Here is a 14380-nt window from a genome sequence, read left to right as displayed (position 1 = left end):
CGCCTCGCGCGGGGTTCCGCCGCTCCGTACGTTGTCGCCGCGGCGATGGCGGACCACCCACGCGACGGAGCGACTGCGATGAACGACGACCTGCGCTACCCGGTCGGCAAGTACACGCCCGGCCAGCCGATCACCCGCGAGCAGCGCGACGAGTGGGTGGCGCAGGTCGCCGACGCCCCCGCCCGCCTGCGCGCCGCCGTCACCAGTCTCAGCGACGCGCAGCTCGACACGCCGTACCGCGACGGCGGGTGGACGGTGCGGCAGGTGGTGCACCACGTCCCCGACAGCCACATGAACGCCTACACGCGCATGAAGCTGGGGCTGACGGAAGACGTGCCGATGATCAAGACGTACGAGGAAGCCGAGTGGGCCAGGCTCCCCGACGCGCGGCTGCCGATCGAGGTGTCGCTGGTGCTGCTGGAGAAGCTGCACGAGCGCTGGGTGCACCTCCTGCGCGCGCTCGACAAGGGGCAGTGGAAGCGCACCTTCCGCCATCCGGAATGGGGTGAGATGACCTTGGAGGATGCGCTGGGGATGTACGCCTGGCACGGCCGCCACCACGTGGCCCACATCACGCGTCTGGCCGAGCGCGAAGGGTGGTAGAAGACGGCGATCCGAGGAGCCGGCCGCGCGCGCGGAATCCTCGTCCGCGCCGCGCCCTGTAGTCCGCGAAGGCGGACTTCGTGTGGTTGTTGCCGCGGTTTCAACCGCCCCATCACAACCGATCACCGTCCGCCGCCTTGACCGACTCCGCCGCCGAGCTCACCGGACGCCTGCTGGGCGTCATCGCCCGCGGGGCGCACGCGCCGCTGGACGACGCGGAGTTCGGCGCGCTCGCGCGGGCGGTGTTCGCGCACCAGTACGCCTGCAACGCCCCGTACCGCGCCTTCTGCGACCGCCGCGGCGCCACGCCCGAGACGGTGCGCGACTGGGCCGACGTCCCCGCCGTGCCGACGGACGCGTTCAAGGCGGCCGCCCTCGTCTGCGGCGATCCATCGAGCGCCGCCGCCGTGTTCCGCACCAGCGGCACCACGCAGGGGCGCGAGCGCCGGGGGACGCACTACTTCCCCGATCTCCGGCTGTACGACGCGGCCCTGCGCGCCGGCTTCACCGCGCACCTGCTGCCGGACGGCGCCCGCCCGCGCATCCTCTCGCTCGTCCCCTCCCCCGCGGACCTGCCGGACTCGTCGCTCTCGCACATGGTCGGCGAGGTGATGGGCGATCTGGCCGCGGAAGGGAGCGGCTGGTTCGTCACCCCCGACGGCGGTATCGCCTCCGCCCGCCTGCGCGACGCCCTCCGCGCCGCCGAGGCCGCCGGCGCGCCCGTCTGCATCCCCGGGACGGCGTTCGCGTTCGTGCACTGGCTCGACGAGCTGGCCGCGTCCGGCGAGCGCTACCGTCTCCCCGAAGGCTCGCGGGTGATGGACACCGGCGGCTTCAAGGGCCGCTCGCGCGAGGTCACCCGCGAGGAGCTGTACGCCGCCCTCCACGACCGCCTCGGCATCGCCCCCGCGTGGTGCGTGAACGAGTACGGGATGACGGAGATGAGCTCGCAGTTCTACGACGGCACCGCCGGCAGCGCATCGCCACCCGCCGGGCGCCTGCACGCCGGCCCCGCCTGGGTGCGCACCCGCGCCGCCGACCCCGAGACGCTGCGCCTTCTCCCCCACGGCGAGATCGGCGTGCTTCGCCACTGGGACCTGGCCAACCTCCACTCGGTGATGGCGATCCAGACGGCGGACCTGGGCTTCACCACGCCGCGCGGCTTCCGCGTCCTCGGCCGCGCGCAGGGCGCCGAGGCCCGCGGCTGCTCCATCGCCATGGACGAGCTGCTGAGCGCCCTCCGCCGCGATTGACGGCGCCGCTCGCGTTCTCCGCCGTCGCCGCCGGGAGATCCGGGCGACGCGATCCCCGCCCTGCCGATCCGGCGGCCTGTCCCCTTTGATCCGTCACCATCCATCTGGTGACATCAGACATTTTGTTCGTTCTTTTCACGACTGTAATTCAATACATTTGCTCCCAAATGATCGACGGGCGGACTCCTCCAACCCGCTCCCTCTGCGTCGTCCCGGCCTGTCCGAATGTAACGAAACTCTGTGTGATTCCTGGATTTGCGGCTCCTGCAAGGAGATAGGGGTGGCGAGAATTTTTTTGTTGACCGCAGATGATAGGCCGCACATATTCTGCCATGGTGACCCCAGAAACACACCTGCAGGGCTCTCGGGTGCACGCCGCGCCCCACCCATCCCACTCCGTTAGGAGGCACCATGCAGCTCGAATCGCTGAGCGACAACATGTTCGCCCCGCTGTCCGAGAAGGAAGCGTCGCTGGTCGTCGGTGGCCAGGCCGCCGAGCTGATCGGCTACTGCTATACCGACACGATCATCCTGTGGTCCGACGGCACCTGGTCGCCCGACCAGCGCATTCGCGACCTGATCTACGAGGTCGAGGCCGCCCCCGTCGCGGAAGCCTGACCCACCCGGCTGTACCCGTAGCAACCACCCGTAACACACTCTCTCGGGCGTTGGCGTACGGCTGACCCTGGCCGGCTCGTCCGGGAAGCCCTGCAGGTCACCGCCACGCGGGGGCATTTCCACCCCCGCGCATAGATCCGCGCCGGCCCCGTCCGCCGGCCAGCGAGCCACCCTCCGCCACCCCGTGGGCCCCATGATCCTCGTACTCAGCGACGCCAATCAGGAGATCACCACCGAAGAGGTGGTCGACTGGGTGCGCGCGCTGGGCGGCGACTGCGTGCGCCTGAACGGTGACGACCTCACCTCGCCGCGGCCGTTCCGGCTGGCGGTGGGCGGCACCGGGCCGCGCATCCGCCTGTGCGTGGACGGGCGCCACTTCACCGAGCAGGACGTGCGCGTGGTCTGGCTGCGCCGCTGGGGCGCGGGCGAGGGCGCCCCGGTGCGCGCCCTCCCCGGGCTGGAGCCCATCGCGGCGCAGATGAACGCGCACCTGGGACGCGAGCTGGGCGCCGTGGCCGGCGCGCTGTTCGGCGCGCTGGGCGACGCGCACTGGCTGACCCGGCCGCAGGACGGCGCCGTGGGCAAGCTGCACGTGCTGCGCGCCGCCGCCGTGGCGGGGCTCGAGATCCCCCCCACGCTGGTGAGCAACGACCCCGACGAGCTCGAGGCCTTCCGCCGCGAGCACGGGCGCGTGATCACCAAGAGCGTGGGCGAGATGGAGATGTACTGCTTCTTCGGCTACCGCTTCGGGCTGTACACGGCCGAGGTGAGGGAGGACGACGTGGCCGCGCTCCCGCGGCCGGCCTTTCCCTCGCTGGTGCAGGCGCTGGTGGAGAAGGAGTTCGAGATCCGCACCTTCTACCTGGCGGGCGAGATGTACTCGATGGCCATCTTCTCGCAGGCCGACGAGCAGACCGCCGTGGACTTCCGCCACTACCGGCGGCAGCGCCCCAACCGCTCGGTTCCCTACCGCCTCCCCGAAGACGTGGCCGGCCGGGTGCGCGCGGCCATGCGCGCGCTGCGGCTGGAAACCGGCTCGATCGACTTCATCCGCACCCCCGACGGCCGGCACGTGTTCCTGGAGGTGAACCCGGGCGGGCAGTTCGGGATGGTGTCGCACCGCTGCAACTACAGGCTGGAGAAGAAGGTGGCCGAGTACCTGATCGCGCGGAGCGCCTGATGTCCATGCTCGAGGCTCCCCCGGCGCCCGCCGCCGCCGCACCCGCCGCACCCGCGGCAACGCAGGCCTCCGCGCCCCCGCCGCCCGCGCCGGGAACGGTGCCGGTGTCCCTGGCCCCGCCGCCGGGCGTTCCCTCCGCCGTGCGCTATCCGGTGGAGGAGCGCGAGGTCAGCGGCGAGGTCAAGACGCGGCACTACGACGCCCCCGACGAGGCCGACCTCGACCGCCCCTTCCTGGAGGCTCTCCCCGCCGACATGGTGGCGGGAGTGTCGCTGCCGCTCACCTACCGGCTGGCGTCGCAGGCCGGCTACTCGGGGGTGACCATGCGCGTGGCGTCGAGCGCGGCCGCGCGGGCCCGGGCGTACACCTGCGTTCCCTTCTACAAGCCGCTGTCGCGCTGCGTGGGAGGCCGCCGGTGAGCCGCCGCCGCGTGTTCCGCCTGTTCGCCTGCTGCGTTCCCGTCAGGGGAGCGCGCCGCAGCACCATCTGCGACCTGCAGCGCGAGCGCTACGACCTGATCCCCAACGGGCTGTACGACATCCTCCAGCACTACACCGACCACACGCTGGAAGAGATCCGCGCCGACTTTCCCGCGCAGGCGCACGCCACGCTCGACGAGTACTTCGCCTTCCTGGTGAAGCAGGAGTACGGCTTCTGGTGCGACGACCCCGACGCGTTTCCGGCGCTGGACCTGTCGTGGGAGCGCCCCGAGCGGGTGACCAACGCCATCATCGACGTGGACGAGCGCTCGCGGCACGACTGGGGGTCGCTCCTGCGCCAGCTCGACGGGCTGGGGTGCCAGGCGCTGCAGCTCCGCTTCTTCCGCCCCGTTTCCGTGAGCGAGATGGACGCGGTGCTGGCGCACACCTCCAGCGGCCGGCTGCGCTCGGTGGAGCTCCTGCTCCCCCACGACGCGGGGTGGACCGACCGCGCGCTCGAGGACCTGTGCCTGCGCCACCAGCGGGTGATGGGCGTGACGGTGCACTCCGCGCCGGAGACGCGCACCGAGCGGGTGGGCGGGCTCGACACCCCCATCTTCCACCGCGAGGAGCGGGTCGACTCGCACGCGCACTGCGGCGCGGTGGCCCCCGAGTGGTTCAGCCCGTCGCTGGAGGGGTTCGCCGAGGCCACGCGCTTCAACTCGTGCCTGAACCGCAAGCTCTCGATCGACGCGGCGGGCGAGATCCGCAACTGCCCCTCGCTGCCGCGCTCGTTCGGCAACGCGGCCCACACCCGGCTCGACGAGGCGCTGGAGCACCCCGCCTTCCGCGAGCTGTGGGCGATCACCAAGGACCAGGTGGAAACGTGCCGCGACTGCGAGTTCCGCTACGTGTGCACCGACTGCCGCGCCTGGGTGCGCGACCCCGCCGACCGGCTGTCGAAGCCGTCGGGATGCAGCTACGACCCGTACGCCGCCCGCTGGAACTGACCACGCCCGGCGCCCATCCTCCCGGAAGCGCGGGTGCTTCCGGGCGCGCGGCGCCTTCGTCTCCCCGACCGCCCCCTCATGAAGCTGCGACGCCAGTTCCCGTCCTACCGCCAGCACGACGCCATGGACTGCGGGCCCACCTGCCTGCGCATGGTGGCCCGGCACTACGGCCGCCGCTACTCGCTGCAGTACCTGCGCGACCGCAGCTACATCGACCGCCAGGGCGTGTCGCTGCTGGGAATCGCCTACGCGGCCGAGAGCATCGGCTTCCGCACGCGCGCGGCCAAGGTGTCGCCCGAGCACTTCCTCGAGCACGCGCCGCTGCCGGCCATCGTGCACTGGCGGCAGAACCACTTCGTGGTGGTGTACGGCGTGCGCGGCGACCGGGTGGACATCTCCGACCCCGACAGCGGGGTGGTGAGCGTGAGCACCGAGGAGTTCCGCCGCCACTTCGTGTCGGCCCGGTTCCGCGAGCGCGACGCGGGGTTCGTCCTGCTCCTGCAGCCCTCGCCCGACTTCTTCGCCCGCGAGGACCACGCACTGTCGGGCCGGCGCAAGCTGGGGTTCCTGCTGTCGTACGTGCGCGGCTTCGAGCCCTGGTTCGTGCAGGTGGCGCTGGGGATGTTCGTGGGATCGCTCCTCCAGCTCGTCTTCCCCCTCCTGACCCAGGCGGTGGTCGACAACGGGATCGCCACGCAGAACCTGTCGTTCGTGAACGCGGTGCTGATCGCGCAGCTGGCCCTGCTCTTCAGCCGCACCGTGGTGGAGTTCATACGCAACCGCATCCTCTTCCACATCGGAACCAGGATGTACGTGTCGGTGATCTCGGACTTCCTGATCAAGCTGATGAAGCTGCCGGTGCCGTTCTTCGACACGCGCACCGTGGGCGACATCCTCCAGCGCATCCAGGACCACACGCGCATCCAGCAGTTCGTGACCGCCAGCACGCTGAACGTGGTGTTCGCCTTCTTCACCCTGATCGTGTTCAGCGGGGTGCTGGCGGTGTACAACCCGCTCCTCTTCGCCGTCTTCCTGGCGGGGAGCATCGTGCACGTGGGGTGGGTGCTGCTCTTCCTGGGGCGCCGGCGCGAGCTCGACTTCCAGCGCTTCAACGAGATGTCGGCCAACCAGAACGCGCTGGTCGAGCTGGTGCAGGCCCTTCCCGACATCAAGCTGGCCAACGCCGAGCAGGAGCGGCGCTGGCGGTGGGAGCGGGTGCAGGCGCGCCTCTTCCGCGTGAACCTGCGCGGCCTGTCGCTTTCGCAGATGCAGGAGGGAGGCGCGGCGGCGCTGAACGAGCTGAAGAACGTGGCGCTCACCTTCCTGGCCGCCAAGCTGGTGATCGAGGGCGACCTGACGCTGGGGATGCTCCTGTCGGTGCAGTTCATCGTGGGCCAGCTCAACTCGCCGCTGGCGCAGCTCATCGGCTTCACGCAGACGGCGCAGGACGCCAAGATCGCGCTGGACCGCCTGGCCGAGATCCACGAGCACGAAGACGAGGAGGTGGCCGACGAGAAGGTCATGGCCCTTCCCGAGACGCGCGCCTTTTCCCTGCGCAACGTGAGCTTCCACTACGGCGGGCCGCTGAGCGAGCTGGTGCTGGACGACCTGGACCTCGACATCCCGCAGGGGAAGGTCACCGCCATCGTGGGGAGCAGCGGCAGCGGCAAGACCACGCTGCTCAAGCTGCTGCTGAAGTTCTACCAGCCGGTGAAGGGCGAGATGTACATGGGGAACACGCCCCTGCGGAACCTTTCGGCCCGCTCGCTGCGCAAGCGCTGCGGGGTGGTGATGCAGGACGGCCACCTGTTCAGCGACACCGTGGCCAACAACATCGCCGTGGGCGACGACGAGATCGACCGGGGGCGGCTGCTGTACGCGGCGCAGATGGCCGAGATCCACTCGTTCGTCGAGTCGCTGCCGATGGGCTACAACACCAAGATCGGCCGCGACGGGATCGGGATGAGCGCGGGGCAGCGGCAGCGCGTGCTGATCGCGCGCGCCGTGTACAAGAACCCCGACTTCCTCTTCTTCGACGAGGCTACCAGCGCGCTCGACGCCAACACCGAGCGCGCCATCGTCGACAACCTGCAGCAGTTCTTCCGCGGGCGCACGGTGGTGATCATCGCGCACCGGCTGAGCACGGTGAAGAACGCCGACCAGATCGTGGTGCTGGACCAGGGCCGGATCATCGAGCGCGGCACGCACGACGAGCTGACGGCGCTGCGCGGGAGCTACTACACGCTGGTGAAGAACCAGCTCGAGCTGGGGAACTGATGGCCGACGAGAACCCGGTGATCGACGCGCCCGCGCCGGGCGCCGTCCCTTCGCCCGACGGCGCCGCGGCGGGCGCCCCGCCGCGCCCCGCCCCCCGCGCGCGTGCCACGCGCCGCGTGATGGTGCAGACGCGGCCGTTCATGTTCACCGCCACCGGCGAGCGGGTGGAGCTTCCCCCCGACGAGGGCGACGCGGAGGAGCCGGCGGTCGACGCGTCGGCGCTGGACACGCTGTCGTCGGAAGACGCCCCGCCCGCGCCGGGGGGGTCGATGACGCGCTCCAGCGGCCCGCCGCCGCTGGCGCCCGGCGCGCGCATGGTGCACTCCGAGGGGGGGCGCCAGGTGTTCGTGAATCCCGACGGCCCGCTGCGCGTCTCCTCGCGCCCCACGCCCGGGGTGGCGGCCGCCGCGCGCCCGGCCGATCCCGCCGCGCCCGCGCCGGTGCTGGAGCCGCTGGCCGCCGTCGCCTCCCCCGCGCCGGAGCCGGCTCCCGCGTCTCCCATCGCCCCGCCGCCGGAGGCCGTCCCCGCGCCGGCGCGCGCGGAGGCGCCGGCCGCCGCGCCGTCTCCCGTCCAGCCGATCCCGCCCTCTCCCGTCCCAGTGATCCCGGCATCTCCCGTCCGGGCGGCGGAGACGGCCGCGACGCCGGTGGACATCGCGGATCTCGTCGCGGCGGCCGCCATCTCCGCGCCGGAGGGCGAGGACGACCTGGGGCGGAGCGACGCGGCCAACGTGGAGATCCGCAGCGAGGAGATCGACGAGATCCTGAGCAGCATGCCCGGCGGGCTGGTGCGCTGGGGGATCACGGCCGTGTTCGGCACCGTCTGCCTGCTGCTGGCCATCGGCGCCTACATCGCCTGGCCCGACGTGGTCAACGGCCGCATCTCCGTCACCACGCCCACGCCGCCGGTGCGGCTGGTGGCGCGCAACGGGGGCGAGGTGGCGCGCGTGCTGGCCGTGGACGGGGCGAAGGTGCGCGGGGGCGCGCCGCTCGTGCTGCTGAAGAACCCGGCGGACTACGCCGACGTGCAGGCCGTGTCCGCCGCGCTGGACCGGCTGGAGCCCGCGCTGCAGCGCGCGGGGCCGCTTCCCGACCTGTCCTTCCCGCGCCCGCTCACGCTGGGCACGCTGCAGTCCGCCTTCTCGGCGCTGCAGCAGGCGTACGCCGATTTCCGCCTGGCGCGCGACGAGCTGTTCTACACGCAGAAGCTGGCCACCGCGCGGCAGCAGGTGGCCGACCTGCAGGTGATGCACGACCGGCTGCAGGCGCAGCAGGCGCTGCTCGAGCAGCAGCTCGCCGTGGCCGAGCGCGCGCGCGACCGCACCCGGGTGATGGTGGAGCGCGGGCTGACCGCCGCCACGGACCAGGACAGGTCGGACGAAGACTACCTGCAGAAGCGCTACGCGGTGGAGAACGGGCGGTCCACGCTGGCCAACAACGAGGTGCAGCTTTCCGCGCAGCGGTCGGCGCTGCTGGACCTGGAGCAGCGCCGCTCCGACGAGGGCCAGCGCGGGCTGGTGGCGCTGCGCAACGCGCACCACGCCATGCGCGCCGCCATCACCCAGTGGGAGCAGGAGAACGTGCTGCGCGCGCCCTCCGACGGCACCGTCTCCTTCTTCCGCGAGCTACACGAGAACCAGTTCGTGGGCGCGGCCGAGCCGCTGGTGGCGGTGGTGTCGTCCGCGTCGGGGCTGGTGGGGCGGGCCACGCTCTCCGGCGCGGGCGCGGGAAAGGTGAAGCCCGGCCAGCGGGTGATCATCCGCATGGAGAGCTATCCGTACCGCGAATACGGCACGGTGGACGGGCGGGTGGTGCGGGTGTCGCAGCTCGGCTTCCAGGCCGACGCCAACGACCCCGGCTCGGTGACCTACCAGGTGGAGGTCAGCCTGCCGAAGGGGCTGGTGACCAGCTATGGCCGCCGCCTGGATTTCCACCAGGAGATGCGCGGCGACATGGACGTGGTCACCCAGGACATGAGCCTGCTGGCGCGGCTGGTCAACAAGGTGCGGGCGGCCGGCGGGGGAGGGTGAGCGTGCTGAGTGCTGAGTGCGATCACGACGTGGTCGCCGAGATAAGACCGTTTCTCAGGATATCCCGGGCAGTCCCATGTTCCTGAACTGAGGAATCTCACACGGAGGGAACGGAGGTAACGGAGGAACTACGACCACGTTCAGTTCCTCCGTTCCTCCGTTTCCTCCGTGTGATTCATTCTTTTGCGGATGCCGGAATGCACACTGAATCCGCAGAATTGGGACAACCACTCGGTCGATGGGGATGGGTGCGATCGCGGTGATGCGCACACCTTCCACGATCACTACGGATCGAGGGCCGCCTTCCGATGGGGAGGCGGCCCTCGATTCGTCGATGCGTCCGGCGTGGTCAGGGGCGGGGGGACGGGGCGGGCGGCGTGTACTGGATCCCGAAGTTCGACAGGTACATGGCCAGCGGCGGAAGGCCCACCGCGGCACGGCGCCGGTCCACGTTCGCCTCGTCTTCCACCGGCCACAACTGGGCGCGGCCGGTGGCGGGGTCGCGCCGGAGCTGCGTGCCGTAGAGCTGCTTCTCGCCGCGGCGCATCCGCACGCGGTCTTCCAGCATCGCCAGCATGTCGGCGCCCAGCTCGTGCCGCTCCACCGCCTGGCGCACCAGCGGAAGATAGCGCTCCTGCGTCTCCTGATCGGAGTGCTGGAGGATGGTCCACGCGGCTTCGGCGCCGTCCTCACCCACCATCGTGCTTCCCGGCCACCCGTGCCGCTCGACGATCTCCCGCAGCCGCCCCGTGTGGATGCTGTCGGCGTGCAGCATCCCGCGCACCGCGGGCGAGCCCGGGCTCGGCGGCGTCCCGCCGGTCGTCAGCGCCGAGCGCACCCGCTGGTCTTCCTCCATCATCCGCAGCAGCTCGTCGCGCAGCGCGGGGTTGGTGACGGAACGGTCACCGTCCGCCGGCGCGGGAGCCGTCCCCGGCTGCACGGGCGCCGTGCCCGCCGGCATGCGCACGACGCCGGGGGGAGGCGCGCCACCCATCACCACGTGCACCGGCTCTTCGCCCGAGCCGCCGCCCGGGGGCGCGCCGCCGGTCATCTGCACCTGCACCAGGGGGATCTCCACGAACTTGCCGGCCGCGGTCAGCACCAGCTCCATCGGCCGCTCGCCCTCGGGATACGCGAACCGGGCGTCCACCCGCACCAGCCCGCCCTCGGCCCGCGAAGATTCCACGTGCACCGCGGTGGGCGCGCGGCGTCCGCCCGCCACCACTTGCGCCAGGAGCTGCCTCGCGAACGGACCCGTCATCCCGCTCACGCGAAAGCCGTCGTCCAGGTACGGGGCCAGCACCTCGAAGTTCTTCTGCTGGAGCGCGCGCGTGAGCGCCGAGACGGCCTGCTGCATGGCGGGGGTCAGGGTCTGCTGGGCGGAAAGCGGCGCGGGCGCGGTCATGAGCGCGGCCGCGCAGGCGGCCAGGACGGCGAGCGAGCGAGCGCCGCGGCCGGAGGCTCGGGGTGCCATGGTCGTGCTCCTGGGTCGGTTCCGGGAGTCGCGGTGGGATGGAGATTCTTTTGGACCAAAACGCATCGCCACGCGCATCCACCGGCAACACGCCCCGGCTCGCCGTGGAAGCGTGCTGCCTCAGGAGGTGACGCCGTTTCGATGCGGGTGAAATCTAGGCACCGGAAGAGGTGGAGAGCAAGCGTTTTCAGCCGGTCAATTCACACCGGAGGACGAGCGGCCCTTTCGTTTGCAGTCACCTCTCCCAGTCGGTTTTGGGAGAGGTCGAAAAACGGAGCAGGCGAGACAGCAGTACCGTCTCGCCTGCTCCATTTTTCGGGTGAGGGCCTCGCCGAGGTCCGTCGCGGCAATTCAGCCTGGGGATGCTCTCCCTGCCGCGGTACTCAGCCCACTACTTCGCCGCGGCCAGCTCCTCGCGCTCCTTCTTCACGGCCTCCACGAGCTTGGGCACCTCGTGCGCGGGGACCTCCTGGTAGCTGTGGAAGCGGCGCGTGTGCGTGGCCCGCCCCTGCGTCAGCGAGCGCAGCGTGGTGCTGTACTTGTACAGCTCCGACTGCGGCACCAGCGCGCGCACCTTCTGGCTGCGCCCCGCCGGCTCCATCCCCAGGATCTGCCCCCGGCGCTGGTTCAGGTCGCCGATCACGTCGCCCACGAACTCGTCGGGGCAGAACACCTCCACCTCCATGATCGGCTCCAGGATGGCCGGCTGCGCCTTCTCGGCCGCCGCCTGGAAGGCCAGGATCCCCGCCATCTTGAACGCCTGCTCGCTGCTGTCCACCGAGTGGTAGCTGCCGAAGTACACCTCGGCCTCGAAGTCCACCACCGGGAACCCGGCCAGGAAGCCGCGCGCCGCCGCCTCCTGCACCCCCTTGTCCACCGCGGGGATGTACTTGCCGGGGATCACCCCGCCCACGATGGAGTCGGTGAACTTGTAGCCGCCGCCGCGCGGGAGCGGCTTCAGCCGCACGTGCGCGTCGCCGAACTGGCCGCGGCCGCCGGTCTGCTTCTTGTGCCGCCCGTGCCCCTCGGCCGCCGAACGGATCGTCTCGCGGTAGGGGATGCGCGGCGCCTTGATCACCACGTCCACCCCGTTCTTCCGCTTCAATCGCTCGATCTGCACCTCCAGGTGCAGCTCGCCCAGCCCGCGCGCTATGGTCTGCCCCAGCTCGGGGTTGTACTCGCTGGCGAAGCAGGGGTCCTCCTCGTGCAGCTTGTGCAGCCCCACCCCCAGCTTGTCCTCGTCGCCGCGGTTCACCGTCTCCAGCGCCACCGCGATGTCGGGCTCGGGGAAGTCGACGCCGGTGAGGACGAGCGGGTGGTTCGGCGCGCTCAGCGTGTCGTTGGTGTGCGTGTCGCGCAGCTTGGCGACCACGCCGATGTCGCCGGCGCGCAGCTCGTCCACCTCCACCCGCTCCTTCCCCTGCGCGATGGAGAGGTGGGCCAGCTTCTCGGGCTTGTCGCGCGCCGCGTTCAGCACCTCGGCGCCGTTCTTCACGCTCCCGCCGTAGATGCGGAAGAACGACAGCTCGCCCACGTGCGGCTCGCTGGTGGTCTTGAACACCAGCGCGGCGAAGGGGTCGCTGTTCAGGTTGCGCAGCTCGATCACGTTCCCCGTGCGCCCCTGCGCCTCTTCGGCCGGGCGCTCCTGCGGGCTGGGCATCAGCTCCACCAGCCGCTGCAGCAGCGTCCTCGTCCCCCATTCCGCCGTGGGCACGCCGCACAGCAGCGGGAACAGCTCGCCGCGGAGCATGGCCTGCTTCAGGGCGTGGATCGCCTCCTCGCGGGTGATGGTGTCGCCCTCCAGGTAGTGCTCCAGCAGGGTGTCGTCGGTGGCGGCGATGGTCTCGATCAGCTCGTTGTAGAAGCGCTCGACGGTGTCCTTCATCTCCGCGGGGATGTCGCGCTCGTCGTAGTCGTCGCTGCTCCCGTCGCCCTTGAAGAAGTAGGCCTTGTCGGAGAACAGGTTCACGATCCCCTTGAAGTCCTCGCCCGCGCCGATCGGCACCTCCACGGGGATGACCTTGGGCGTGAGGTGGTCCTTCACGTCCTGGTAGACCGTCTCGAAGTCGGCGTTCTGGCGGTCCATCATGGTCACGAAGAACATCGCGGGGAGGTGGCGCTCCTGCACCAGCTCCCACACGCGCTCCGTTCCCACCTCCACCCCGCTGGGGCCGCTGAGGCAGACGAGCGCGCCGTCGGCCACGCGGATCCCCGCCTTGGTCTCGCCCAGGAAGTCCAGGTACCCGGGGGTGTCGATCAGGTTGATCTTGGCGTCGCCCCAGGTGGCATAGGCCACCGAGACGTTCATGGAGATGCCGTGCGCCACCTCCTCGGGGGTGAACATGGTCAGCGCGGTGCCCTCGGCGCTGGAGCCGTGGCGGCGCGAGGCGCCCGAGGTGTGGCAGCAGGCGTCGATCAGCGTGGTCTTGCCGCTGCCGCCGTGGCCCACCACCACCACGTTGCGGATGCGGTCGGTTGTGAAACTGGGCGCTGACGCCATGTGCACCTCCTGCTGGGGGAAGAAGGGGTCGGAGGGTCCCCGCGAGGGGATCGGAACGCAACCTGTCTGCGCGGAGTTCGGCGCGTCAAGGGACAGGGGCCGGGGAGTGTCGCGAGATGTGGAGACGAAGGAAAGAAGATGCAAGAAACATACGGTCGGCCACCCCGGCTTCCGTCGCTCCGAGATCCGGAAAACAGAAGGTCTCACGCAGAGTCAGCAGGGTCAGCAGAAAACTGCAGTTCAAACTGCTGACTCTGCTAACTCTGCGTGAGAAAAAAAGAGAGCGGGGGACGGCTCCGATGCCGTCCCCCGCCTTCGATGTCAGCCTCCGCAGAGATCAGCGGCGGGCGAGCTGGCCGATCTTCTCCCACGACGGGTCGGCCGAGAGCACCACGCGCACCGTCATCACGTCGTTCATGGCCGTGCGGGTGGCCAGCGTGCCCTGCACGTCCTCGGGCGTCAGCTTGTACAGCCCGCCGGTGATGGCGTCCACCGCCAGCCCGGGAAGGCCGCCGAACACCAGGTTCCCCCACACCCAGCCGCTGGTCTTGCGGCTGAGCGCGATCTCGTACGGCTGGTAGCCGGCCAGCTCCAGGCGCACGGTGTGGCTGCGCTTGCGGGCCAGCGGCACGGTGGCCGGCGTGGTGCCCACCTGCTGGCTGTCGACGAAGATGGTGGCGCCGCTCGGCGTGCTGCTGATGCCGACCTGCTGCTTGCTCCCCTGCATGATCGTGGCGCAACCCGCCATCATCAGCGACGCGAGCACGGCGACGGACTTCCGCATGTTTCCTCCGGGACCTTGTAACGGGGTGGGTGACTACGGGATGGGATAGGCGAGGATGTGTCTCCCGCGCCGCGAAGCTATCACTGGCGACGGTTGACGTCAAATGTTTCTGCCCACCAATATGTCTCGACCGAGCGGCGGGACGGGGCTTTCGGGGAGACGCCGCGTCGGCCAGATTCTCCCTCCCGCAAACGGAAGATCGACTTCGACCGACGCGGCGGCCGGACCCGAG

General features: G+C 70.6%; 11 protein-coding genes. 8 read left to right on the top strand and 3 right to left on the bottom strand.

Going from position 1 to position 14380, the window contains the following annotated elements; genetic code table 11:
- Positions 1-78: 78 nt before the first annotated feature.
- The 8 genes from bstA (at position 79) to VF092_02785 (ending at position 9390) form a co-directional block, all read left to right on the top strand.
- Positions 79-603 (top strand): bacillithiol transferase BstA, encoded by a 525-nt coding sequence (gene bstA, locus VF092_02820; protein ID HEX6746221.1) that lies wholly within the window; start codon positions 79-81, stop codon positions 601-603.
- Between the two features lie 137 nt (positions 604-740).
- The gene (locus VF092_02815; GenBank protein HEX6746220.1) at positions 741-1856 is read left to right on the top strand and encodes a hypothetical protein; all 1116 of its coding nucleotides are present in this window, start codon (positions 741-743) and stop codon (positions 1854-1856) included.
- A 411-nt stretch (positions 1857-2267) separates the two neighbouring features.
- Positions 2268-2474 carry a hypothetical protein gene (locus VF092_02810; protein HEX6746219.1) on the top strand — a complete coding sequence of 69 codons (207 nt, stop codon included), beginning with the start codon at positions 2268-2270 and terminating at the stop codon, positions 2472-2474.
- A 193-nt stretch (positions 2475-2667) separates the two neighbouring features.
- Positions 2668-3654, top strand: coding sequence for a grasp-with-spasm system ATP-grasp peptide maturase (gwsG, locus tag VF092_02805; GenBank protein ID HEX6746218.1), 987 nt, complete (start codon positions 2668-2670; stop codon positions 3652-3654).
- Complete coding sequence (locus VF092_02800; protein HEX6746217.1) at positions 3654-4073, top strand: hypothetical protein; 420 nt, start codon at positions 3654-3656, stop codon at positions 4071-4073. Before gwsG ends, VF092_02800 begins: the two co-directional genes overlap by 1 nt.
- On the top strand, positions 4070-5083 hold the full coding sequence (gene gwsS, locus VF092_02795; protein HEX6746216.1) for a grasp-with-spasm system SPASM domain peptide maturase: 1014 nt from the start codon (positions 4070-4072) through the stop codon (positions 5081-5083). The genes VF092_02800 and gwsS overlap by 4 nt, the downstream gene beginning before the upstream one ends.
- 78 nt (positions 5084-5161) lie before the next feature.
- Positions 5162-7360 (top strand): peptidase domain-containing ABC transporter, encoded by a 2199-nt coding sequence (locus tag VF092_02790; protein HEX6746215.1) that lies wholly within the window; start codon positions 5162-5164, stop codon positions 7358-7360.
- Complete coding sequence (locus VF092_02785; GenBank protein ID HEX6746214.1) at positions 7360-9390, top strand: hypothetical protein; 2031 nt, start codon at positions 7360-7362, stop codon at positions 9388-9390. The genes VF092_02790 and VF092_02785 overlap by 1 nt, the downstream gene beginning before the upstream one ends.
- A 349-nt stretch (positions 9391-9739) precedes the next feature.
- Here VF092_02785 and VF092_02780 read toward each other — a convergent pair whose 3' ends face one another.
- The 3 genes from VF092_02780 to VF092_02770 all read right to left on the bottom strand — a co-directional run bounded on the left by VF092_02780 (position 9740) and on the right by VF092_02770 (position 14148).
- Positions 9740-10864: a DUF6624 domain-containing protein gene (locus tag VF092_02780; protein HEX6746213.1), complete on the bottom strand. Its 1125-nt coding sequence runs from the start codon at positions 10862-10864 to the stop codon at positions 9740-9742.
- A gap of 391 nt (positions 10865-11255) precedes the next feature.
- The gene (fusA, locus tag VF092_02775; GenBank protein ID HEX6746212.1) at positions 11256-13364 is read right to left on the bottom strand and encodes an elongation factor G; all 2109 of its coding nucleotides are present in this window, start codon (positions 13362-13364) and stop codon (positions 11256-11258) included.
- Positions 13365-13701: 337 nt separating this feature from the next.
- A complete protein-coding gene (locus VF092_02770) occupies positions 13702-14148 on the bottom strand; it encodes a PEGA domain-containing protein (GenBank protein HEX6746211.1) in 447 nt (148 codons plus the stop codon).
- Positions 14149-14380 lie beyond the last annotated feature (232 nt).

The sequence above is a fragment of the Longimicrobium sp. genome (assembly GCA_036377595.1).
Taxonomy (GTDB): domain Bacteria; phylum Gemmatimonadota; class Gemmatimonadetes; order Longimicrobiales; family Longimicrobiaceae; genus Longimicrobium.
Note: the sequence above shows the minus strand (reverse complement) of the source record. Positions and strands in the feature narration are given on the sequence as shown.